The sequence below is a fragment of the Erythrobacter sp. WG genome (assembly GCF_026586795.1).
In the GTDB taxonomy this organism is placed as follows: Bacteria; Pseudomonadota; Alphaproteobacteria; order Sphingomonadales; family Sphingomonadaceae; genus Erythrobacter.
In genome coordinates, this window is record NZ_JAPFGY010000024.1 from 26,056 (window position 1) to 46,601 (window position 20,546).

General features: G+C 68.2%; 24 protein-coding genes. 8 read left to right on the plus strand and 16 right to left on the minus strand.

All coding sequences use genetic code 11. The annotated features are described in order from the left end of the window. The 4 genes from OPU67_RS12260 to OPU67_RS12275 all read left to right on the plus strand — a co-directional run bounded on the left by OPU67_RS12260 (position 1) and on the right by OPU67_RS12275 (position 4,464). Entirely contained in the window at positions 1-441 is a 441-nt protein-coding gene (locus tag OPU67_RS12260; protein ID WP_267619970.1) for a DNA-directed RNA polymerase subunit beta', read from the plus strand. Between the two features lie 40 nt (positions 442-481). Continuing rightward, entirely contained in the window at positions 482-1,840 is a 1,359-nt protein-coding gene (gltX, locus tag OPU67_RS12265; protein ID WP_267619972.1) for a glutamate--tRNA ligase, read from the plus strand. Between the two features lie 136 nt (positions 1,841-1,976). Then, positions 1,977-2,945, plus strand: a complete 969-nt coding sequence (locus OPU67_RS12270) for a complex I NDUFA9 subunit family protein (RefSeq protein WP_267619974.1) — start codon at positions 1,977-1,979, stop codon at positions 2,943-2,945. A gap of 88 nt (positions 2,946-3,033) precedes the next feature. Then, complete coding sequence (locus OPU67_RS12275) at positions 3,034-4,464, plus strand: hypothetical protein (protein ID WP_267619976.1); 1,431 nt, start codon at positions 3,034-3,036, stop codon at positions 4,462-4,464. A gap of 36 nt (positions 4,465-4,500) precedes the next feature. Here OPU67_RS12275 and OPU67_RS12280 read toward each other — a convergent pair whose 3' ends face one another. From OPU67_RS12280 to OPU67_RS12305, 6 genes are all read right to left on the minus strand, one after another. After that, positions 4,501-5,382 carry a dienelactone hydrolase family protein gene (locus OPU67_RS12280; protein WP_267619978.1) on the minus strand — a complete coding sequence of 294 codons (882 nt, stop codon included), beginning with the start codon at positions 5,380-5,382 and terminating at the stop codon, positions 4,501-4,503. A 154-nt stretch (positions 5,383-5,536) separates the two neighbouring features. After that, entirely contained in the window at positions 5,537-6,550 is a 1,014-nt protein-coding gene (locus tag OPU67_RS12285) for an NAD(P)H-dependent flavin oxidoreductase (protein WP_267619981.1), read from the minus strand. Between the two features lie 10 nt (positions 6,551-6,560). Then, the gene (gene purT, locus OPU67_RS12290; RefSeq protein ID WP_267619983.1) at positions 6,561-7,745 is read right to left on the minus strand and encodes a formate-dependent phosphoribosylglycinamide formyltransferase; all 1,185 of its coding nucleotides are present in this window, start codon (positions 7,743-7,745) and stop codon (positions 6,561-6,563) included. A 36-nt stretch (positions 7,746-7,781) separates the two neighbouring features. Then, entirely contained in the window at positions 7,782-8,702 is a 921-nt protein-coding gene (locus OPU67_RS12295) for a GGDEF domain-containing protein (protein WP_267619987.1), read from the minus strand. A 265-nt stretch (positions 8,703-8,967) separates the two neighbouring features. Further along, the gene (locus OPU67_RS12300) at positions 8,968-9,675 is read right to left on the minus strand and encodes a helix-turn-helix domain-containing protein (RefSeq protein WP_267619988.1); all 708 of its coding nucleotides are present in this window, start codon (positions 9,673-9,675) and stop codon (positions 8,968-8,970) included. Positions 9,676-9,778: 103 nt separating this feature from the next. Then, entirely contained in the window at positions 9,779-11,050 is a 1,272-nt protein-coding gene (locus OPU67_RS12305) for an aspartate kinase (protein WP_267619990.1), read from the minus strand. Between the two features lie 50 nt (positions 11,051-11,100). Between OPU67_RS12305 and ubiG the strand changes: the two genes are divergently transcribed. Beyond that, entirely contained in the window at positions 11,101-11,838 is a 738-nt protein-coding gene (gene ubiG, locus OPU67_RS12310) for a bifunctional 2-polyprenyl-6-hydroxyphenol methylase/3-demethylubiquinol 3-O-methyltransferase UbiG (RefSeq protein ID WP_267619992.1), read from the plus strand. 106 nt (positions 11,839-11,944) lie between these two features. On the opposite strand, the gene OPU67_RS12315 is transcribed toward ubiG, so the two are convergent. The 6 genes from OPU67_RS12315 to OPU67_RS12340 all read right to left on the minus strand — a co-directional run bounded on the left by OPU67_RS12315 (position 11,945) and on the right by OPU67_RS12340 (position 16,314). Beyond that, a complete protein-coding gene (locus OPU67_RS12315; protein WP_267619994.1) occupies positions 11,945-12,970 on the minus strand; it encodes a glycerophosphodiester phosphodiesterase family protein in 1,026 nt (341 codons plus the stop codon). Continuing rightward, complete coding sequence (locus OPU67_RS12320; protein WP_267619996.1) at positions 12,967-13,944, minus strand: AAA family ATPase; 978 nt, start codon at positions 13,942-13,944, stop codon at positions 12,967-12,969. Before OPU67_RS12320 ends, OPU67_RS12315 begins: the two co-directional genes overlap by 4 nt. Then, complete coding sequence (gene pnuC / locus OPU67_RS12325; RefSeq protein ID WP_267619998.1) at positions 13,941-14,516, minus strand: nicotinamide riboside transporter PnuC; 576 nt, start codon at positions 14,514-14,516, stop codon at positions 13,941-13,943. Before pnuC ends, OPU67_RS12320 begins: the two co-directional genes overlap by 4 nt. A 16-nt stretch (positions 14,517-14,532) precedes the next feature. Further along, positions 14,533-14,880: an arsenate reductase gene (locus OPU67_RS12330; RefSeq protein ID WP_267620000.1), complete on the minus strand. Its 348-nt coding sequence runs from the start codon at positions 14,878-14,880 to the stop codon at positions 14,533-14,535. Between the two features lie 126 nt (positions 14,881-15,006). Beyond that, entirely contained in the window at positions 15,007-15,480 is a 474-nt protein-coding gene (ruvC, locus tag OPU67_RS12335; protein WP_267620002.1) for a crossover junction endodeoxyribonuclease RuvC, read from the minus strand. Between the two features lie 90 nt (positions 15,481-15,570). After that, positions 15,571-16,314 carry a YebC/PmpR family DNA-binding transcriptional regulator gene (locus OPU67_RS12340; protein ID WP_267620004.1) on the minus strand — a complete coding sequence of 248 codons (744 nt, stop codon included), beginning with the start codon at positions 16,312-16,314 and terminating at the stop codon, positions 15,571-15,573. Positions 16,315-16,472: 158 nt separating this feature from the next. On the opposite strand from OPU67_RS12340, the gene OPU67_RS12345 reads away from it, so the two are divergent. Further along, positions 16,473-17,108 carry a type II CAAX prenyl endopeptidase Rce1 family protein gene (locus OPU67_RS12345; RefSeq protein ID WP_267620006.1) on the plus strand — a complete coding sequence of 212 codons (636 nt, stop codon included), beginning with the start codon at positions 16,473-16,475 and terminating at the stop codon, positions 17,106-17,108. 10 nt (positions 17,109-17,118) lie between these two features. On the opposite strand, the gene OPU67_RS12350 is transcribed toward OPU67_RS12345, so the two are convergent. The 4 genes from OPU67_RS12350 to OPU67_RS12365 all read right to left on the minus strand — a co-directional run bounded on the left by OPU67_RS12350 (position 17,119) and on the right by OPU67_RS12365 (position 18,664). Further along, positions 17,119-17,523: a GNAT family N-acetyltransferase gene (locus tag OPU67_RS12350; RefSeq protein ID WP_267620008.1), complete on the minus strand. Its 405-nt coding sequence runs from the start codon at positions 17,521-17,523 to the stop codon at positions 17,119-17,121. A gap of 56 nt (positions 17,524-17,579) precedes the next feature. Continuing rightward, the gene (locus OPU67_RS12355; protein WP_267620011.1) at positions 17,580-17,927 is read right to left on the minus strand and encodes a heavy metal-binding domain-containing protein; all 348 of its coding nucleotides are present in this window, start codon (positions 17,925-17,927) and stop codon (positions 17,580-17,582) included. 108 nt (positions 17,928-18,035) lie between these two features. Next, positions 18,036-18,272, minus strand: a complete 237-nt coding sequence (locus tag OPU67_RS12360; RefSeq protein ID WP_267620013.1) for a DUF2312 domain-containing protein — start codon at positions 18,270-18,272, stop codon at positions 18,036-18,038. Between the two features lie 80 nt (positions 18,273-18,352). Beyond that, entirely contained in the window at positions 18,353-18,664 is a 312-nt protein-coding gene (locus tag OPU67_RS12365) for a DUF1244 domain-containing protein (protein WP_267620015.1), read from the minus strand. 64 nt (positions 18,665-18,728) lie between these two features. Between OPU67_RS12365 and pyk the strand changes: the two genes are divergently transcribed. Continuing rightward, positions 18,729-20,189 carry a pyruvate kinase gene (pyk, locus tag OPU67_RS12370; RefSeq protein ID WP_267620017.1) on the plus strand — a complete coding sequence of 487 codons (1,461 nt, stop codon included), beginning with the start codon at positions 18,729-18,731 and terminating at the stop codon, positions 20,187-20,189. A gap of 22 nt (positions 20,190-20,211) precedes the next feature. Further along, positions 20,212-20,535 carry a CHASE2 domain-containing protein gene (locus OPU67_RS12375; RefSeq protein ID WP_267620020.1) on the plus strand — a complete coding sequence of 108 codons (324 nt, stop codon included), beginning with the start codon at positions 20,212-20,214 and terminating at the stop codon, positions 20,533-20,535. The last annotated feature ends 11 nt before the right edge of the window (positions 20,536-20,546 follow it).

The window sequence follows — 20,546 nt, forward strand, 5'->3', positions numbered from 1 at the left end:
ATGCCCGGCACGCCCATCTTCTTCGCCAAGTCCCAGAGCATCATCGAACAGCTCGCCACGCCGCAACCGCTCGATACGGTGGGGCCGATCGCCGGGCGCTTCATCCACGCGCTGCGGCTGATCGCCTTCTACGACAGGATCGGCCGTGACCCGGTGCCCGAACTCGCCGAAAAGCTGGCGAGCGTCGATGTCGCGGCCAAGGCGCTGATCCTCGCTCAGGCGATCGCCGCAAGCTGGCCGGAGAACATCACGCTCAAGCGCTTCTGCTGCCGCTACATGAGCCATGACGAGGCCACCATTGCCGCCTTCATGGAAGCCGCCGTGACGGGTGACCAGCGGGGCTTCGAGGCAGCGCTCTACGGCCTGGTGCGGCCCGAACGCGCGCATCGGCTGTGGGAGGGTGCGCTTGCGCTCGTCGCGGCGGAGATGCGGGCCCTGTGAGCGCTTGCGGGTGAAGGCGCGCCGCTTTACCGCGCCTGCCATGACCACCACCCGCTTCGCCCCCTCGCCGACCGGCCGGCTCCACGTCGGCAACATCCGCACAGCGCTCCACAACTGGATGCTGGCGCGGCAAGCGGGCGGCACTTTCGTCCTGCGCATCGACGACACCGACGCGGAACGCAGCCGTGAGGAATACGTCGACGGGATCAAGGTGGACCTGACCTGGCTGGGCCTGAATTGGGACCGCGAGGAGCGCCAGTCGGCGCGGCTCGATCGCTACGAAGCCGCGTTCGAGGCCCTGCGCGCGGCGGGGCGCATTTACCCGGCCTATGAAACCGCGCAGGAGCTCGACGTGAAGCGCAAGATCGCGCTCGGCCGCGGCTTGCCCCCGATCTATGATCGCGCCGCGCTTGCCCTGACGGACGAAGAGCGCGCGGCCAAGGAAGCGGCGGGGGAACGCCCGCACTGGCGCTTCAAGCTCGATCATGACGAGCCGATCACATGGGATGATGGCATCCGCGGCGCACAGAAATTTGCCGCCAGCCAGCTGTCCGATCCGGTGATCCGCCGCGCTGATGGCTCATGGCTTTACATGATGCCAAGCGCGGTTGATGATATCGACATGGGCGTCACGCAAGTCCTGCGCGGCGAGGATCATGTCTCGAACACGGCGGTGCAAATTCAGATCTTTACCGCACTTTTTGCTGCGGGCTTTGCTGCGCATGAGGGTGCAGCAAAAACCCTTCCCGCTTTCGCGCATGAAGCCCTGCTGGTGGGCAAGGAAGGCAAGCTGTCCAAGCGTTTGGGCTCGCTTGGATGCGATGCCTTCCGCGAACAGGGGATCGAGCCCGAAGCCATCATCGCGCTGCTCGCCCGGCTGGGCACCTCGCAACCGATCGAGCCGATTGCCGATCGTGCGGTGCTGACGGCGAGTTTTGATCTGTCGACCTTCGGCCGCGCCCCGGCGAAGTTTGACGAAGCGGATCTCGAACGGCTCAACGCCGCGATTGTCCACCACTTGCCCTATGACGCCGTCAAGGATCGCCTACCGGCGGGCATGGATGCGGCAGGCTGGCATGCGGTGCAGCCCAACCTTGCCCATGTCGCCGAGGCCGCGGAATGGTGGCGGCTGGTGACCGGGCCGATCGAGGCACGCGAGTTCACGGCGGAGGACCGCGACTTTCTGGCGCAAGCGGCGGATACGCTTGCATGGGGCGATGATCCGTGGGGCGCACTCACCGCCGCCCTCAAGGAGGCGACGGGGCGCAAGGGCCGGGCGCTGTTCCTGCCGCTGCGCCAGGCGCTCACCGGCCGCGACAACGGGCCCGACATGGGCGAACTCCTGCCCCTGATCGGGGAGAGCGAAGCCCGCAGGCGGCTGAGCGAAGCGTCCCTCTAGGCGGCGCGGGCACGGGCGTCCCAGCGAAGCGTTCGGCGAGCCGGGCACCGTGCTTCACCCGACCCTTGCCTCGGCGACGCCATTGCCGCAAAGGCGGGAGCCGTACGCCAAGGCCCTCACCACAGAGCACACCCCCATGTCCTCCACCCCGCACTCCCCCCTCGCCGGCCGGCTGGTCACTATCTTCGGCGGCAGCGGTTATCTCGGCAACTATGTCGCGCAGGCGCTGCTGACCCGCGGCGCGCGCATCCGTCTCGCCAGCCGGGCGCCAAGCAAGGCGCAGGCGCTGAAACCGCTCGCCAACCTCGGCCAGCTCCAGCTCATGCCGTGCGACATCACCAACGAAACCCACGTCGGCGCCGCGCTTGCGGGGGCGGAGCACGTCGTCAACCTCGTCGGCGCCTTCACCGGCAATCTCGACACGCTGATGGGCGAGGCGCCCGGCATCATCGCGCAGCACGCTGCCACAGCGGGTGTGGCGAGCTTCGTCCATGTCAGCGCGATCGGCGCGGATTCCGCCTCGCCCACCGCTTATGCGCGGGCCAAGGCGCTCGGCGAAGCCAATGTGCAGGCATCTTTCCCGAACGCGACGATCCTGCGGCCTTCGATCATCTTCGGCAAGGACGACAACTTCATCAACCTATTCGCTGGGATGATCGAGCTGTTCCCGGTGCTGCCGGTGTTCGGGCCCGAGGCGAAGCTCCAGCTCGTCTATGCCGACGATGTCGCCGAGGCGGTGGCCGTCGCGCTCGAGCATCCCGAGGCGCATGGCGGGCGCACCTACGAGCTGGGCGGCCCGCAGCAGTTCACCATGATGCAGATCCACGAGGCGATCGCCGCCGCGCAGGGGCGCAGGCGGACCTTCATCGCCATGCCCGACGGCCTCTCGGCGACCTTCGCAGCCCTGCCGCTGACGCCGATGAGCCGCGACCAGTGGATCTTGCTCAAGGCGGGCAACACCGTCGCGCCCGGCGCGTTGGGCCTTGCCGATCTCGGGATCGAGCCCAGACCGCTCGGCCTTTTCCTCGACAAGTGGATGATCCGCTACCGCAAGCACGGCCGGTTCGGCGCGGAGAACGAACGCGCCAAGGTGCGGCGGGCATAGTCGCCGGGTCGGGGAGGGGCGGGGCCGGGCCTGTGCCTGTGCCGGTTTGCCATTGTCACCGCGAGCCGGGCCGCCCTAAAGAGCACGCATGAACGCCGCGATCGCTTTGGGGCGACCTGCGAAAACCGCGCGGGGCCCGTCCATTCGCCACTGGGGAGCGATCGGCGTCGCTCTTGCGGCCTACTGCGCTCTGGCGCTTCCGCTTCGCCATTGGATGGTCGATGATGCCGCCATTTCGATGGCCTATGCCGCGAACTGGGTATCCGGCCACGGGCTGGTGTCCCAGCCTGGCATGGCGCCGGTCGAGGGCTACTCCAACTTCCTGTGGGTGGTCGTTCTCGCCGCGCTCGACGGCCTGGGAATGGCCAGCGTGCTGGGCATCAAGGCCGTATCGGCCTGCTGTGTGGCCGCAGCACTCGTCAGCCTGAACGCGACCTGCGCCGCGCTGATGAGCCACGCGGCGCGGGCCGCGGTTCTCGTGCTGACGGCAACGTGCTCCTCGATTGTCGTGTGGACCACGTCAGGCCTGGAAAACCCGCTGACCCTGCTCCTCGCCAGCGAGATCCTGCGCGCGCTGCTGCGCAAGAAGGGTGCCTACCTGGGCGCGCTGATCGCCGCCCTCGGGATGACGCGGCCCGAAGGCGTTCTGCTCGGCGTGCTGGCGCTCGTCTTTCTGCGCAGGCGGCCGCTGCTTGCCTTCCTCGGCGTGGCCTTTGCCATCTATGCCGCGTTCCTCGCGTTCCGATGGGCGACCTTCGGCGATATCGTCCCCAACACCTTCTATGCCAAGGAAGCGTCGCGCATCGATCCGTGGACGATCCTGTTCAACGCTGGCGATCTGCTGAATGCGCCTTTCGGTTTGGGGCTGGCGATGGTGGCCGTCCTCGCAGCCGCCCTGCGGGCCGAGGCGCGGCAGCGCGCCATTCCGCTCGCCATGATGGCCGTCACCGGCGGCATCTTCGCCCTCATGCCGCCCGACTGGATGGCCGATCACCGCTTCGCCACCGCCTTCCTTCCGGCCGCCTTCGTCCTGACCGGCGTCGCCTTGTCGGCCATGCCGAGGGTGCTGCTCGCCTTGCTGGTGCTCAGCATCGCCCTCAACGCACAGCGTCTCGTCGCCTTCTACGACGCCCCGACACTTCCGGTCACCCAGGTGAGGACGACGGTCACCGCCTTCGAGCAGCGGGCGAGGTCGCTCGGCATCGAAGACGCATCATTGCTGACACCCGACATCGGAGCCGCGCTGCTCCATTCGTCCCTGACGATCCATGATCTTGCCGGCCTGTGCGATCGCGTGATCGCCACGGCGCTGAGAAAGCCGGACAAGACCGTCCTGCACGACTATGTTTTCGAGCGGCTGCGCCCCACCTTCATCCACGCGCATACGGTGTGGGCCGACTATGCCGCCTTCGAGACCGATCCGCGGTTCGCCCGGGATTACGTCGCCCTCAACAAGACCGACTTCGTGCGCCGTGATGCGCTCGCCCGCGCGCCCGGGGCGGCCCCGCTGGCGCGCTGAGGCGGGACAGGCACACGGTGCCGGGGCGAAGGCGCCTTACGCCAGCGCCGCCTTGTAGAGCGCCAGCAGGTCGGCCTCGCCCTGCGCTGCCGCCGCCGCGTTGTAGGCGGGGCTATCGGGGACCATCCAGCCATGATCGCCGGCATAGACGTCGACCTTGGCCGGGCGCGCGGCGGCGGTCGCCGCTTCGCGCAGAGCATCCTTGTCGCCCGGCGCCTTGGCATCATCGTTCCTGGCGATGGCGATGAGATAGCTGGCCTGCGTCTTGCCGAGCAGCGCGTGCGGGCTCATCGGATCGCCGGGGCGCACCAGCCCGCCGCCGTGGAAGCTGGCCGCGGCCTTGATCCGGGGGCTGGCGGCCGCGCTCCAGACGGTGAAGGGCCCGCCCATGCAATAGCCCTGCGTCCCGATTCCGCGCGCCTGGCTGACGCCTTCCTGTCGGTCGAGCCAGTCGGCAATCGCCTTGGCATCGCGCATGATCGCCTCGGCGGTGAGCTTCGCGCGCCACGGCCCGACCTTCTGGAATCCGCCGCCCGCCGCGAAGGCGGCGAAGTCCGCGAACTGTTCGCCCGCCACGTCGCGGTAATAGGGGTTCACGACCAGCACCGCGTGACCCTGGCTCGCGAGCGTCCTAGCGATGTTGCGCTTGGCCTCGCGGATCCCGGCGATGTCCGGCCACAGGATGACGGCGGCATGGCTCCCGGTCTCGGGCTGCACGAAAAATCCGTCGAGCCGACCGTCAGGCGTGGCGAAGGTTACGCCCCGTTCCCTGAGCCCCGCCCTCGGTGCGGGCTGTGCCTTGCTCTCGCTTTCACCCGCCGTGCAGGCAGCGAGCGCGGCCGCCCCGGTCAAGGCGCCGAACTGGCGGCGGCTGATCGTGTCCTTCGCCCAGTCGGCGAGGTTTTTCTCGTCGCACATTTCGCATCTCCTTCCGGCTGTCCCGCCTGTGCGCCCTCTTCTGGCGCGGCCCGGCGCGCACGACAAGCGGGCAAAGCCCGCGCGCAGCGCGACGCGGCGAGATGACGCAAAAGCGCGGCCGAAAGGCAGGATCAAGGGATGGGTAGGAGCGGCGTCACCGCCCCAGTGCGGCCTCGCATTGCGCCATCAGCTCGGCAATGATGTCGGCAGCGGGTTCTTCCCTGGTGACCATGCCGACCGACTGACCGGCCATGACCGAGCCGTTCTCGACATCGCCCTCGATCACCGCGCGGCGCAGGGCGCCCGCCCAGAAGTGCTCGATCTGAAGCTGGGCCTCGGCCATGTCGATCCCGCCCTCGTCGAGCAGCGCGGCGACTTCGCGCTGCTTGGCGGTGAATTCCTCGGTGCCCTTGTTCTTCAATGCGCGCACCGGGATCACCGGCAGGCGCGGATCGACCTGCACAGAGGCGACTGCCTCGCGGGCCGAGGCGCGGAAGAAGGCCTTCTTGAAATCCGGGTGGGCGATGCTCTCGGTCGCGCAGGCGAAGCGCGTGCCGAGCTGAACGCCCGCCGCGCCCATTTCCAGGTAGCTCGCGATCGCCTCGCCCCGGCCGATGCCGCCGGCGACGAAGATCAGGTGTTCGCTCGCGAGCTCGGGCAGGATCTCCTGCGCCAGCACGGAGGTGGACACCGGGCCGATATGCCCGCCCGCTTCCATTCCCTCGATCACCAGCGCATCCGCCCCGGAACGCAGCAGCTTCTTGGCGAGCGCGAGGGTGGGGGCGAAGCAGATCACCTTGATGCCGCTCTCGTCCGCCTTGATCGCCTCGACGCTGCCCTTGGGCGGGATGCCGCCGGCCAGCACTACATGGGTGACGCCGTGCTTGCGGCACACCGCGATCAGATCGAACAGCGCAGGGTGCATGGTGATGAGGTTGACGCCGAAGGGCTTCGAGGTGAGCGCCCTGGTCGCGGCGATTTCGGTGTCGAGCAGCTCGGGTGTCATCGCCCCGCAGGCGATCACGCCGAAGCCGCCCGCGTTGCTGATCGCGGCGACGAGGTTGCGCTCGCTCACCCAGCTCATCGCCCCGCACAGGATCGCGGTCTCGCAGCCGAGAAACTCGGTGCCGCGCTGCATCAGCGCGGCGGTCTTGGGGTAGGTTTCCATGGGGGGCGCCCTAGTCGCTGGAGGGCGAATAGACAATCCGCACCGCATCCGCTGCCCGCTTGGCGAGGTCGACCGCGGCGGGCGCATCCCCGGCGCGGGCGAGCGCCACGCCCATGCGGCGGTAGGGGCGGGTGACGGGCTTGCCGAAGATCCGCACGTCGGTATCCCCCATCGCGAGCGCCTCGGCGAGACCCTCGAAAGCGAAGTCCTCGCAGTCGCGGTCCGCAAGGATCACCGCGGAGGCGGCAGGGCGGGCCGCAATCGCGGCGGGCATCGGCAGGCCGAGGATGGCGCGGGCGTGGAGATCGAACTCGGTGAGGTCCTGGCTGGCGAGCGTCACCATCCCGGTATCGTGTGGTCGGGGCGACAATTCGGAGAAGATCACCTCCTCGCCGCGCACGAAGAATTCGACCCCGTAGAGGCCCCAGCCACGCCCGTCCCCTTGCAAAGCGGTGACGACTTTGGCCGCCATGTCCTGCGCGGAGGCCAGCGCGGCGGGGGACATGGCGGCGGGCTGCCAGCTCTCGCGATAATCGCCGCGTTCCTGGCGGTGGCCGATCGGCGGGCAGAAGGCGATGCCGCCCGCGTGGCGGATGGTCAGCAGGGTGATCTCGTAGTCGAAGGCGATGAACTGTTCGCAGATCACCCGCGCCCGGTCGCCGCGCATATTGGCGACGGCGTAATCCCAAGCCGCTTCCAGCGCCTCCGGCCCATCGACTTTGCTCTGGCCCTTGCCCGAGGAGGACATGACCGGCTTCATGACCAGCGGATAGCCGATCCGCGCGGCGATGGCCTCGCATTCGCCGAAACTTTCCGCATAGCCGTATTGCGAGGTGACGAGACCCAGCTCGCCCGCCGCCAGATCGCGGATCGCATCGCGGTTCATGGTCAGCTGCGCGGCGCGGGCCGAAGGGACGACGGTGAACCCTTCGGCTTCCAGATCGCCCAGCACCTCGGTGCGGATCGCCTCGATCTCGGGGACGATGAGGTCGGGGCGGTGCTTCTCCGCCGCCGCACGCAGCGCCGCGCCGTCCAGCATGGAAAACACCTCGCGTCCGTCGGCCAACTGCATCGCAGGGGCATCGTCGTAGGAATCGCAGGCAATCACCCGCGCTCCCAGGCGTTTGGCGGCGATGACGAATTCACGGCCCAATTCGCCGGAACCGAGCAGCAGGATGGTCGCGATGTGGCTCATGGCGGGGGCATGACCGATCCGCCGGAGCGAGTCCAGTCAGGCTGCCCGGTGGTAGCTCGCAGCCGCCACCTGGTTGCCGCCACCCGCGCGCGCCAGCACCAGGCCGAGCTCGGCCTCGCGCAAGGTCCAGTCGACAGTGCATTCGGCCCGCGCCAGACCGGCGCTCGCGCTGATCCGGGGCGCGCGCGGCGAGGCGGGCGCGGCGAGCCGTGCGAAGGTCGCAAGCACGTCGCCCGCCCATTCGCGCGCCGCGTGCGATGTCCGCTCGGTCAGCAGCACCGCGAACCGCTCGCCGTCCAGCACCGCGAGCTCGTGGCCGGGCAGGGCCATCCCTTCGAGGAACCGGCCGAAGCCCCACACCACCTCGTCGGCGGTGCGCTGGCCGTAACGCAGCTGCAGCGCCCGCATCGCATCGAGCGCGAAGATCGCGACCATCTGCCCGCCGCCCGTCGCAAGATGGCGCCTGAGGCTCGCGCAGAAGGCAGCGCGGTTGGCGAGGCCGGTGAGCGGATCGGTCACCGCGCGGGCGTGAAGTTCGCCTTCGAGGCTGCGCACCTGCTGGACACAGCGCATCAGGCACAGCGCACCTTCTGGCCCGCCGGATTCGCCGCGCAAGGGACTGAGGCTCAGCGCATACCAGCGTCGGCAATGCGCCTCGCGGCAGGTCGTGCGGTCGGCGCAGGCAGGGACCGGGAACTCCAGCGCGCCGGTGGCCTGGCCTTCGGCCAAGGCGGCGCTGACATGCGCGCCCAAGACGGCGGCATGGTCGCGATCGGCAAGATCGGTGATGTGGGGCGGCAGCAGCGTTGCCGTCACGTCGAGGCCAAGTTCGGCGATGTTGTCGGACGCGTGAACGATGAAGCCCGATCGATCGAGCCTGATCACGATGTCGCCGGACGTCTTTTCCACCAGGCCATGCAGCGCATGACCTTCGAGATCACTAAAGCCAATCCTCATGCCCCAGATGCCCCAGCTACGTGAGAAAGTCTCCCTTCTTTCCCACTAAAGGTCTCGAGTATTAGTTAAACGAACTTGATGATTTGGAGATATGGTCCCTGTTTTTCTGAGAACTGTCCGAAAAACCGGTGAGCCGAGTAGGCTAACTTGGCTAATTTTCGAATCAGCTTTCTGTCTCGTTTACCATATTTTCCAATCGTGTCAGTCACTCCAATACGTATTGGGCACAGTAGGTAGGGCCCCCAGCTTCGGGAACCGGCGTGGGTCACAACTCGATCATGATCCGCACCGCCTCGGGGGCGATGTCGCAGGCCTCGGCAATCCGTGTCCGGCAGTCGGCGATCACCGCGTCGACCTCGCGGGCCGGGCCGGACGCAGGGGCGAGTTGCGCCGGATCGACACCCAGCGCGGCCGCGATGGCGGCCAGCCGTTCGGGCAGGGGGCGGGCCTTGCCCTTTTCCCATGCCCAGACCGTGGGCTTGCTGACGCCGAGCGTGGCGGCGACCTCCGCAAGGGTCAGCCCGGCTTCGCGACGCAGCCGGTTGAGACGCGTGCCGAGACCTTCGGCTGCACCCCGCGCGGGGACGGGAACTGCGGCGCGGTCCACGGGCCGCGTCGGCACGCCGGGCGCGAAACCCTGAAGCTGCGCTGCGGCGAGCGCCGCGCCGCTGATCGGAGCATCGAATGCGCAGCCGTAGAGCCGCTCGCTGCGCCATACGACCACGGCGCCGACCACGCCTGCGTGCGGCAGATCGATCGCCAGCGCCTCGCCCTCGGCGAGCGTGAGATCGGTCTCGATCAGCAGGCCGGCTTCCGAGATGTTGTGGATCGTGACGTTGGCTTCGGCCGTCTCCGCCTCGCCCGCGCCGGCAAAGCCGCTGGTTTCGAGCAGCAGCGCGCGGCGGGCGGCAGTGCGCTGGCCGTCCTCAGTGCCGGCAGCGGCAGGGGATTCGAGATGGGCCCTGATGGCCATGGAAGATGCCTTTCGTCCTCGGGTGAGAGGACGGCACAGTCCGGCCCAAAAGGTTAAACTGCGGTAACTTTTGGTGATTAATTCAGATGAAACGTATTTCTTTTCAGCTAACCGCATCAAGCCCATAGGCGGTGTGCAGCACGCGCACCGCAAGCTCGGTCTCGTCCTCGTCAATCATCACGCTGACCTTGATCTCGCTGGTCGAGATCGCCTGGATGTTGATGCCCCTTTCGGAGAGCGCGCGGAACATCGTCGAGGCGACGCCTGCATGGCTCTTCATGCCGACGCCCACGACGCTGATCTTGGCGATCTTGCTGTCGGTGATGATGCGGTTGAAGCCGATCGCATCGCGGCGGTCCTCGAGCAGCGCCTGGGCGCGGGCGAGGTCGGCCTGGGGGACGGTGAAGGTCACGTCGGTCTCGCCCTTGTCGCGCCCGACGTTCTGGATGATCATGTCGACATTGATCGAGGCTGCGGCCAGCGGCTCGAAGATGTTGGCCACCGCGCCGGGACGGTCGGGCACGCGGGTGAGGATCACCTTCGCCTCGTTCTTGTCATGCGCGATGCCGGTCACAAGCTGGCGTTCCATTTCACCCTTCTCCACCAATGCGTCCATTTCCTCTTCGGAGACGATCATCGTCCCGGGCAGATCATCGGCGGGCGGGGCGCCCTCGCCGATGAAGCTCGAGAGCACCTGCACCCGCACGTTTTCCTTCATGGCAAGGCCCACGCTGCGGGTCTGGAGCACCTTCGCGCCCACGCTCGCGAGTTCGAGCATTTCCTCGTAGGTCACCGCCTTCTGCTTCTTCGCCTTGGCGACGATCCGCGGGTCGGTGGTGTAGACGCCATCGACGTCGGTGTAGATGTCGCAGCGGTCGGCCTTGATCGCCGCCGCGACCGCCACCGCCGAGGTGTCCGATCCGCCGCGGCCCAGCGTGGTGACGCGCCCCTCCTCGGACATTCCCTGAAAGCCCGGGATCACCGCGATCTCGCCGGCCTCGAGGCTGGCGATCAGCGCCTCGGCCGCGATGCTCTCGACGCGCGCCTTGGCGTGGGCCTCGATGGTGCGGATCGGCAGCTGCCAGCCGAGCCAGCTCCTCGCCTTGCAGCCGAGCGCCTGGAGGGTGAGGGCGAGGAGCCCGCTCGTCACCTGCTCGCCGCTCGCCACCACCACGTCGTATTCCGCCGGGTCGTAGAGCGGGTTCGCCTCCCGGCAGAAGTTCACCAGCCGGTCGGTCTCCCCGGCCATCGCGCTCACCACCACCGCGACCTCGTCGCCGCGCGCGGCCTGCGCGCGCACGATGTTGGCCACGCGGCGGATGCGCTCCGTCCCGGCCATCGAGGTGCCGCCGAATTTCATCACGATCCGGGCCAAGAGATGCGCTCCCGCTGGTGAGTGTCCGCGCGCGCTGTTAGGAGGGGTTCATGGGAAACGCAAACGTCTCGAATGTTACAATTCGCCCCGAAGAGGCAGATTTTTTCGCAAAGTTGGCGCGCGACTGGTGGAATCCCAGGGGTCCGATGGCCTCGCTCCACCAGGTCAACCCGGTGCGGCTCGCTTTCGTGCGGGACGCGATCGACGCGCACTGGCCGGACGCGGCGGCGTCCGCGAAGCCGCTCGCGGGCAGGACGGCGCTCGATATCGGCTGCGGGGCGGGGCTGTTGTGCGAGCCGCTGGCGCGGCTGGGCGCGGCGGTGACCGGGGTGGACGCGGCGGCTGACAACGTGGCGGCGGCGGCGGCCCATGCCGAGGGCGTGGGGCTCGATATCCGCTACATGGCGGGCGAGGTCGCCGCGCTCGACATCGGCACCTTCGATCTGGTGACCTGTGTGGAGGTGATCGAGCACGTCGCCGACAAGACCGCCTTCCTGCGCGACGTGGCGGCGCGGCTCGCCCCCGGCGCGCTCATGGTGATGAGCACCCCCAACCGCACTGCCGCCTCGCGCGTGCTGCTGGTCGGCGCGGCCGAGGCGGTCGGCTACGTGCCGCGCGGCACGCACCGCTGGGAGGATTTCGTCACGCCCGAGGAGCTGGAGGAGATGCTGGCCGAAGTCGGCCTCACGGTCGTTGCCAAGCGCGGGATCGCATGGCGGCCGGGCAAAGGGCTCCACCTGTCAGAGGATATGGGGCTCAACTACATTCTGTCGGCGCGGCGGGTCTAGCCACCAACTCCGTTCGCCCTGAGCTTGTCGAAGGGCTGTTCTCATCTTCCGAGGTCGTCGAAGACAAGTGCAGTGCTTCGACCAGCTCAGCACGAACGGGTGAGGATCAGTTACACTTGCGGCCCTTCAGCGGACCGTCGGCGAACACGCCGGACACCCCGGCCGCCTTCAGCAGCGCGGCGAGCTTCACGTCGCCGCAGCCCTTGCCGCGCGGGTCGTCGCCGGTGCGCAGGGCCGTGGGGAGGAAGTCGTTCTCCGGGCGGATCGTCCAGGCGTGGACCGCCAGCCCGGCGGCCTTCGCATCGCCGACCAGCGCCGTCGGCGTGCCGTCCTCGTTCAGCACCATGGCGACGTGCGCGCCCACCGCGTCGGCATATTTCGCGACCTCGGCAAGCCCGGTGGGCGACACCATGTCGGCATAGCGCATCGCCGGCTCGTCCGCCGGGCCGCCGGTCGGGCCGACCAGCTGCACCAGCCTGAATCCGCCGCCGCGCTGCTTCAATCGCTGGAGCGGGGCAATCTCGAAGCTCTGCACGAACACCGGGTCGGCGGGCGTGATGCCGAGCTTGCGCAAGTCGCGCAGCAAGAGGTCGACCATGTCGATCCCGGCGTTCTGGAGCAGGAACTCCGGGTGCTTGAGTTCCGGGTAGATCCCGATCCTGCGCCCGGTCTCGGCCTCCTTCGCGCGCACCAGCGTCACGATGTCGGCGAGCGTCGGCACCTGCCACAACCCGTCGAAGCGCGCGTTGGCCGGACGCAGCGAGGGGATGCGCTCCTTGGCGCGCAAGGTGCGCAGCTCGGCGAGGGTAAAGTCCTCGGCGAACCATCCGGCAACGCGCTGGCCGTCTATGGTCTTCTCGCGGCGGCGGTCCTCGAACTCCTCGCGCGAGGCGACGTCGGTCGTGCCCGACAGCTCGTTCTCGTGGCGGGCGACAAGGACAAGGTCCTTGGTGGCGACAAGATCGGGCTCGATGTAGTCGGCACCCTGATCGATCGCGCGCTCGTAGGCGGCGAGCGTGTGCTCGGGCCGCTCGGCGCTGGCGCCGCGGTGGGCGATGATCAGCATGTCCTGCGCCTGCGCGGGCGCGGGCGCGAGGAGCACGGCAGCGATCAGGAGGGGCACTCGGGTCATGTCATCGCTCCTATCGCGGCGCGCGCCGCTGCCAGCCGCTCGGGGCCCTGACCCGCGATCCGCACGAAAGGCACGCCTGCGTCGATAAGCACCTGACGGGCGATCGTTGCGAACCTGTGACGCTCTTCGGCTGCGCTGAAGAACCGGGTGCCGTCGTCCACCCAAGGCAGATCGGGTTCGAGGAGCAGGTAGAGGTCGGCCTTGGGTGCGGCCATCAGTTCGGGGGGGCGCTCGCCCTGCAGCATCTCGCACCAGGCGGCGGTCATCAGCGCGTCGGTGTCGGCGATGAGCAAGGGGCCTGCCCATTCGGCGGCAGCGGCGATCATCGCCTGCTGGGCGCGCCCGATGAGTAGGAGGCTCTCCAGGGTCAGCGGCTCCCTGTGTGCCTCGCAATGGCTGCGGCCATATTCACCGACGGTAAGGGCCCCGGTGTCAGCCGCAAGAGCCGCTGCAAGGGTGGTCTTGCCGGTGCTCTCGGAACCGTGGAGACAGACCGTGCGGCGGTAATGCCTGCGGACCGGCCGGGGGAGGTAGGCCCAATGCGCTGCCGGATCGGCTCTGACGGCGCGCGCGGAAAGGCCCGCCACAGGGTCGTCCGCCAGCCCCAGCACGCGGCCGCCCAGCGGCACGTAGAGCCCGCCGACCTGGCGGGCCAGTTCCGCGCCGTAGGCTTCCCCTGCAAACAGATAGTCGATGGGCTGCGGATGCGCGGCAGCGACGATGCCGCGCCAGACCGGCCAGAAGTCGGCGCTGTCTGCGGGCCCCTGGGGGACGATCTCGCCGTGCCCGATCACCCGACAATCGGGCAGAAGCTCGCGCATCCATGCAAGCCGTGCCTCGCCCGGGATCGGATCGTCGGGCAGCCAGCAGACCAGCACGGTAAGCTCGTCCACCAGCGCGGCAGCGGCGCGGATCAGCGCCAGGTGCCCCGCGTGCGGCGGCATGAACTTGCCGAGGAGAAAGCCGCGCTTCATGCGGCCACCGCTTCGCCCGTTCGCGCGGCCTTCGCCCATTCCCTGAGGCCGAGCACGGCCAGTCCGAGGAACACGACGTAGAGACCCGCGGTGAGGTAGAGCTCGCGCTGGATGTAGACGCCCACCGACAGCACGTCGATCGCGATCCACAGCGCCCAGTTCTCGACCCTGCGCACCGAAAGCAGCACCTGCGCGACCACGCTCGCCCCGGCGATGGTCGCATCGGCATAGGGGAGCGCGGCGTCGGTGAAGCGCGCCATCGCCGTGCCGATGCCGAGTGCGGCGACGGCGACCAGCGCGATCGCGGCTGCGCGTGCAGGCCAGCCCATCCAGCGCACCTCGACGCTCTGCGCGAGGCCCCCGGCCCGCGCCCACAGCCACCAGCCCCAGCCCTGCACGACGAAGAAGAACACCTGCAAGGCCGCCTCGCCATAGAGCCGCGCCTCGCGGAAGATGACGAAGTAGAGCGCCACCATCGCCATGCCGAAGGGGTAGTTCCAGATCGACCGCCGCACCAGCAGCGCGATGTTCGCGATGCCGAGCATGACGGCGATGATCTCGAGCGGGTTCATGGATGCGGCGCGAGGCTCAGCCGAGGGCGGCTGTCCATTCCTCGGGCTTGAAGCCCACGAGAATGCCGCCCGGATGCTCGACGATGGGTCGCTTGATGACGCTCGGGTTGGCGGCCAGCAGCGCGGGCGCAGTGGCAGCGTCGGCGGCGCGGGCCTTGTCCTCCTCCGAAAGCGCACGGAAAGTGGTGCCCTTGCGGTTCACCACCACATCGAGCCCGGCAGCGGCGATCCAGCCCGCGATCCGCGCAGGGTCCGCGCCCTCCTTCTTGTAGTCGTGGAAGGTGTAGGCCTTGCCTTGGCTGTCGAGCCAGGTGCGCGCCTTCTTGACCGTGTCGCAGTTGGGGATGCCGTAGAGGTGGATCACTCTAAACTCCGTTCGGGCTGAGCCTGTCGGAAGCGAAGCTGACGCGAAGCGTCAACCCCTGCTTTTCACTTCGAAGCGCAGAGCGATAAGGAAGTGCGGCCCTTCGACAAGCTCAGGGCGAACGGGTCAAGGGCGATTTCCCAGATGCGCATCGGCAATCGCTACCGCGAGCGCGTCGGCGGCATCGCTTCCGGCGACAGCCACGCCGGGGAGCAGCACCTTGATCATCGCGGCGATCTGCTGCTTCTCCGCGCCGCCGGTGCCGGTGACCGCCTTCTTGACGAGCCGCGCGGCGTGTTCGTTGACCACGAGTCCCGCCGCGCCGCACGCGGCCAGCACTGCGCCGCGTGCCTGTGCAAGCTTGAGTGTCGACTGCGGGTTCTTGTTGACGAAGATCTCCTCCGCCGCCGCGCGGGCGGGGGCGTGGGCGGCGATCACTTCGGTGAGCCCCAGGTGAAGCGCGGCGAGCCGCTCGGCCATCGGCGCGGCCGGATCGGTCCTGATCTGCCCGTTGGCGACATGACTGATCCGCGCGCCCTCGGCGCGGATCACGCCCCAGCCTGTGGAGGATAGCGAAGGGTCGAGCCCGAGGATCAGCATCCCGCTAGAGCCCGATCAGGCCGAGGCGCCAGGCTGCGGCCAGCAGGAAGGCGCTACCGAGAGCGATCGCCAGCAGCCATTCCCGGAAGGTCAGCCCAACTTCTCCATCACCGCGTCGGGGATCTCGTAATTGCCCCAGACGGTCTGCACGTCATCGTCATCGTCGAGCGTGTCGATGAGCTTCATCAGCGTGCCCGCGACTTCCTCGTTGACCTCGACGCTCAGCACCGGCTTCCATGCGAGCTTCACGTTGTCGGCCGGGCCGAGCACCTTTTCGAGCTCGCCCGCCACGCCGTGGAGGTCTTCGGCGGCGGTCCAGATGGTGTGGCCGTCTTCCGAGGATTCCACGTCGTCCGCGCCCGCTTCGATGGCGGCTTCGAGCACCTTTTCCTCGTCGCCCGCCGCCGCGCTGTATTCGATCAGGCCGCGCCGCTCGAACCCGTGGCTCACCGAGCCTTCGCTGCCGAGGTTGCCGCCGTTCTTGCTGAAGGCGGTGCGCACGTTGGTGGCGGTGCGGTTGCGGTTGTCGGTCAGCGCCTCGACGATCAGCGCGACGCCGCCGGGGCCGTAGCCTTCGTAGCGCATCTCGACATAATCCTCGCCGCCCGCCTGGCTCGCCTTGTCGATCGCGCGCTGGATATTGTCCTTGGGCATCGACTGCGCCTTGGCGGCGTTGACCGCGAGGCGCAGGCGCGGGTTCATGTCGGGATCGGGCATACCCATCTTCGCCGCGACGGTGATCTCGCGGGACAGCTTGGAGAACATCGCCGCGCGTTTCTTGTCCTGCGCGCCCTTGCGATGCATGATGTTCTTGAACTTGGAATGGCCTGCCATGGGATGATGTCGCCGGAAAGGTTGGAAATATGAGGGCGGCCCTTACTCCGGCAGCCCCGCGCGATGCAAGCGCGGGCGTGAGCGATCCGATGACCTTGCGCGAACGACTGGCGGATGTGGGGCGGTTTGCCCTGCGGCCAACCTTTCTCGCCCGACCGATGCCGTGGGGGCGGGATGCGGCGCTGGCGCTGGCAGCCGTGTTCGCCGCCGCTTGCGCGCTCGACCGGTTGCTGTGGTGCCTGATCGGCTGGTGGGACGCACAGGCCGGATTTCTCCCGCCTTCGACCAGGACGTACGACAGCGTCGGCGACATGGCCTTCAAGGCCTTGCTGCTCGCGCCGGTGCTGGAAGAGGCGCTGTTTCGCGGCTGGATGAGCGGGCGGGTGGCGGCGCTGCGGTTTGCCGCTTATGGTTTCGGCGCGATGGCCTGCTTCATCGCGACGAGCTTCACCGGCGAGGGGTGGGGCATGGCGCTGTCGCTCGGCGGGGTTGCGCTGGTGTTTTCAGGCCTCTTGATCTGGCTTGACCGGCGCGGGCGCGAGACGGACGTGCCCGGCTGGTTCACGCGGCATTTCCCCTGGGCAGTGTGGGGCAGCAGTTGTGCATTCGCGCTGATCCACCTTGGAAACTACGCCCCGATCACCGACCCGCGTGGGGTGCTGGTCATCACTCCGCTGCTGATCGGCGCCCTCGTCCTCGCCTATGTCCGCACTCGGTTGGGGCTGGGCGCCGCCATGCTCTACCATGCAGCATACAATACGGTGTGGTTGGCGAGCGAATACGGCTGGCTGTGAATGCGCCGTTTCAGGGCGCGATATCGAAATGCAGCGCGGTGATCTCCTCCGAGGCGAGCTTGCGGTAGAGGCTGCGGGCGGGCTCGTCCTCGGGGACGGTGTCGGCCTGTACGAAGATCGTCCACGCGCCGACCTCGCGGGCGATGCCGCGCAGCTGCTCGATCAGCGCGGTGGCGATGCCCTGCCGCCGGGCGCTTTCCCGCACCGCAAGGTCGTAGATGTAGATTTCGCTTCGCGCCTGTTCGAACTTGGGCAGCACGTAGGCGGCGAGTGCCCCCACCATACCGCCTTCGCGTTCGGCGACCAGCGCGACGTGATCGGGATTGGCGAGCCACCGCGCCGCCCAGCACTCGTCGGGCGGAGCGGCGGCATAGGTATCGGCTTCGTCGAAGACCTCGGCGAAGAGCCGGTTCATCGCCCGAAAACCGGCAAGATCCCCGGCCGCGATGCGGCGCGTGGTGGCGGGACCGGTCAGATCTTCACCGCAGTGCCGGTCGCGCTGACCATCAGCATCGAGCCGCGGTCGCCGATCACCTCGTAGTCGAGGTCGATCCCCACCACCGCATTGCCGCCGAGCGAGGCCGCCTCGGCCTGCAATTCCTCGATCGCCTGCCTGCGCGCGTCGGCAAGGATCCGCTCGTAGCTCCCCGAGCGCCCGCCGACGATGTCGCGGATGTTGGCGAAGAGATCGCGGAACAGGTTGGCGCCGACGATCACCTCGCCGGTGACGATCCCGAGATAGTCCTGGATCGGACGGCCCTCGAGCGTCGGGGTGGTGCTGACGATGACGCCGCGCGCGTCTTTCCAGGGGGATGCCATTGCCGAGTCTCCTCTAAGTGTATTAACGTGATAACACACTATGTTGACGGGTGCAAATCTGTCCCGCCCGCATGAACTATGTCAACTTGGGAGCGGCAGGACCGCGCCTCACGCCATCCCGAGCGCGGTCTTGTAGGTCTCGAGCAGCATATCCTGTTCGCTGCGGTCGTCTGGCTTCATCTTCCTGAGGCGCACGATCTGGCGCATGATCTTGGGATCGTAGCCGACCGCCTTGGCTTCCATGTAGACGTCGCGGATATCGTCGGCGATGCCCTTCTTCTCCTCCTCGAGGCGTTCGATACGCTCGATCAGCAGGCGCAGGCGGTCGTCGGTGGTTTCGGCCATCGGGGGTCTCCATCGGATCTGAGAATCGGTTGGCCCTGCCGATAGCCACCCTCCGGCGAGCGGTGAACCGCCCGCGCGAATTATTCCTGTGCGTTCTTCGCCACGCTCTCGGCCATCCGGGCGAGCTGCTCCTCGGTCGCGGGGGTCTGGCGCGTGGCCTTCCACTCGGCGCTCGGCATCCCGTGGATGAGCGTGCGCGCGTCCTCCTTGTCGCCCGCGTAGCCCGCGTCGCGGATCCAGTCGGCGAGGCAGTTGCGGCAGAAGCCGGCCAGGCCCATCAGGTCGATGTTCTGCGCATCGTGGCGGCGGCGCAGGTGGCGCACCAGCCTGCGGAAGGCGGCCGCGGCCTGGGCATCGTCGAGCCTGTCGAGCGGATCGGCATTGCTATTCATCGCGGCTTTTCCTTGAGTTGAAATGCGCCTGTGCCATAGGCTTGCCCCAAGAGGGATAACCAGAATGTCACGTCGCATCGACCCGCGCGGCCGCAAGGTCAAGATTCTCGCCACGATCGGACCCGCGAGCCGATCGCCCGAGATGCTCGAGCGGTTGGTGCGCGCCGGGGCCGACGCCTTCCGCCTCAACATGAGCCACGGCAGCCACGCCGATCACGAGGCGGCGATCACCGCGATCCGCGCGCTCGAGAAGCAATATGCGCGCCCCATCGCCATCCTCGCCGATCTTCAGGGCCCCAAGCTGCGCGTCGGGACCTTCAAGGACGGGCAGGCGGTGATCCGCCATTCGGGCCACTTCACCCTCGACCGCGATCCGGCGCCGGGCGATCACAGCCGCGTGTGCCTGCCGCACCCGGAACTGTTCGGCATCATGGAGCGCGGGCAGCGCCTGCTGATCAACGACGGCAAGATCCGCCTCAAGGTGCTCGAGGCCGATGACAGCCGCATCCTGTGTTCGGCCGAGGTCGGCGGGGTGATCTCCGATCGCAAGGGCGTGAACGTCCCCGATGCCGAGGTCCCGATCCCCGCTCTAACCGAGAAGGACCGCCGCGATCTCGCCTTCGCGACCGAGCATGGGGCCGACTGGATCGCGCTCTCCTTCGTGCAGCGGCCTGAAGATATCGCCGAGGCGAGGAAGCTTATCGGCACCCACGGGACCGCGATTTGCGCCAAGATCGAGAAGCCCAAGGCGGTCGACCGGCTGGATGCGATCATCGAACTGGCCGACGGGATCATGGTCGCGCGCGGGGATCTGGGCGTGGAGCTCGAGCCGTTCGAGGTGCCGCCGCTCCAGAAGAAGATCGTCAACATGGCGCGCCGCGCGGGCAAGCCGGTGATCGTCGCGACCCAGATGCTCGAGAGCATGATCGAGGCGCCCACGCCCACCCGCGCCGAGGTCTCCGACGTCGCCAACGCCGTGTACGACGGGGCCGACGCGGTGATGCTTTCGGCCGAGAGCGCGGCGGGTGCCTGGCCCGAGGAATCGGTCGCGATGATGGACCGCATCGCCGCGCAGGTGGAGCGCGACGAGGGCTACAAGGCGCGCGTGCGGTTTCTCGACACGCCGCCCGATGCGACCACCTCCGATGCGCTCGCCCATGCCTGCATGACCATTGCCGACACCGTGCCGATCAGCGCGATCACGGTCTTCACCACCAGCGGATCGACCGCACGGCGGGTGGCGCGCGAGCGGCCGGCGACGCCGATGCTGGTGCTCACCCCCTCGACCCGCACCGCGCGGCGGACGGCGCTGCTGTGGGGTGCCCATGCCGTGGCGACCAAGGACATCGGCAGCTTCGAGGAGATGATCGGCAAGGGCAAGCGCATGGCGCTCCGGCACAAGTTCGCGAGTGCCGGTGCCAAGCTGATCGTGCTCGCCGGGGTGCCCTTCGGGACGCCCGGTGCCACCAACCTGCTTCACGTGGTGACGGTGAGCGGCGACGAGCTGGAGAAGCACAAGGGCTGACGCCCTCGCGCGCGCGGTCAGAATGACCATTCCGCGCCACAGCTTCATCGCGGTCGGGAGCGGCGCGGCACCACTTTGCAGCCTTGCCGGCAAGGACGTCATCATCGGGGCGACGGCAATCGAGCTCGGGGATCGCTACAACGTGCCCGCGCACGGGGTCATCCCTGGCGTGATCATTCAGCCCGTTGCTGCCGAGACGCTCATCGCGGGCGTGCCGGCCGATGCCGGGTGGCCGTTGCCGCTGATCCTCGGCACCTTGGCGACGCCCGCGATTTTGGCTGCGCGCCGTCGGCGTGTTTTCGCCCTGCGCACCGCCGGGGCGGTGCTCGCACCGGTCGCGGCATGACTGGCGGCGCG

Bases quoted from the DNA above. Each gene is read 5' to 3' on its own strand.
- OPU67_RS12280 (WP_267619978.1), bottom strand. From the start codon at position 5,382: ATGTGCGACGAGAAAAACCTCGCCGACTGGGCGAAGGACACGATCAGC.
- OPU67_RS12295 (WP_267619987.1), bottom strand. From the start codon at position 8,702: ATGAGGATTGGCTTTAGTGATCTCGAAGGTCATGCGCTGCATGGCCTG.
- OPU67_RS12315 (WP_267619994.1), bottom strand. From the start codon at position 12,970: ATGACCCGAGTGCCCCTCCTGATCGCTGCCGTGCTCCTCGCGCCCGCG.
- OPU67_RS12275 (WP_267619976.1), top strand. From the start codon at position 3,034: ATGAACGCCGCGATCGCTTTGGGGCGACCTGCGAAAACCGCGCGGGGC.
- OPU67_RS12350 (WP_267620008.1), bottom strand. From the start codon at position 17,523: ATGAACCGGCTCTTCGCCGAGGTCTTCGACGAAGCCGATACCTATGCC.
- OPU67_RS12340 (WP_267620004.1), bottom strand. From the start codon at position 16,314: ATGGCAGGCCATTCCAAGTTCAAGAACATCATGCATCGCAAGGGCGCG.
- OPU67_RS12260 (WP_267619970.1), top strand. From the start codon at position 1: ATGCCCGGCACGCCCATCTTCTTCGCCAAGTCCCAGAGCATCATCGAA.
- OPU67_RS12345 (WP_267620006.1), top strand. From the start codon at position 16,473: ATGCCGTGGGGGCGGGATGCGGCGCTGGCGCTGGCAGCCGTGTTCGCC.
- pnuC (WP_267619998.1), bottom strand. From the start codon at position 14,516: ATGAACCCGCTCGAGATCATCGCCGTCATGCTCGGCATCGCGAACATC.
- gltX (WP_267619972.1), top strand. From the start codon at position 482: ATGACCACCACCCGCTTCGCCCCCTCGCCGACCGGCCGGCTCCACGTC.
- OPU67_RS12360 (WP_267620013.1), bottom strand. From the start codon at position 18,272: ATGGCCGAAACCACCGACGACCGCCTGCGCCTGCTGATCGAGCGTATC.
- ruvC (WP_267620002.1), bottom strand. From the start codon at position 15,480: ATGCTGATCCTCGGGCTCGACCCTTCGCTATCCTCCACAGGCTGGGGC.
- purT (WP_267619983.1), bottom strand. From the start codon at position 7,745: ATGAGCCACATCGCGACCATCCTGCTGCTCGGTTCCGGCGAATTGGGC.
- OPU67_RS12355 (WP_267620011.1), bottom strand. From the start codon at position 17,927: ATGGCATCCCCCTGGAAAGACGCGCGCGGCGTCATCGTCAGCACCACC.
- pyk (WP_267620017.1), top strand. From the start codon at position 18,729: ATGTCACGTCGCATCGACCCGCGCGGCCGCAAGGTCAAGATTCTCGCC.
- OPU67_RS12300 (WP_267619988.1), bottom strand. From the start codon at position 9,675: ATGGCCATCAGGGCCCATCTCGAATCCCCTGCCGCTGCCGGCACTGAG.
- OPU67_RS12365 (WP_267620015.1), bottom strand. From the start codon at position 18,664: ATGAATAGCAATGCCGATCCGCTCGACAGGCTCGACGATGCCCAGGCC.
- ubiG (WP_267619992.1), top strand. From the start codon at position 11,101: ATGGGAAACGCAAACGTCTCGAATGTTACAATTCGCCCCGAAGAGGCA.
- OPU67_RS12375 (WP_267620020.1), top strand. From the start codon at position 20,212: ATGACCATTCCGCGCCACAGCTTCATCGCGGTCGGGAGCGGCGCGGCA.
- OPU67_RS12285 (WP_267619981.1), bottom strand. From the start codon at position 6,550: ATGGAAACCTACCCCAAGACCGCCGCGCTGATGCAGCGCGGCACCGAG.
- OPU67_RS12270 (WP_267619974.1), top strand. From the start codon at position 1,977: ATGTCCTCCACCCCGCACTCCCCCCTCGCCGGCCGGCTGGTCACTATC.
- OPU67_RS12320 (WP_267619996.1), bottom strand. From the start codon at position 13,944: ATGAAGCGCGGCTTTCTCCTCGGCAAGTTCATGCCGCCGCACGCGGGG.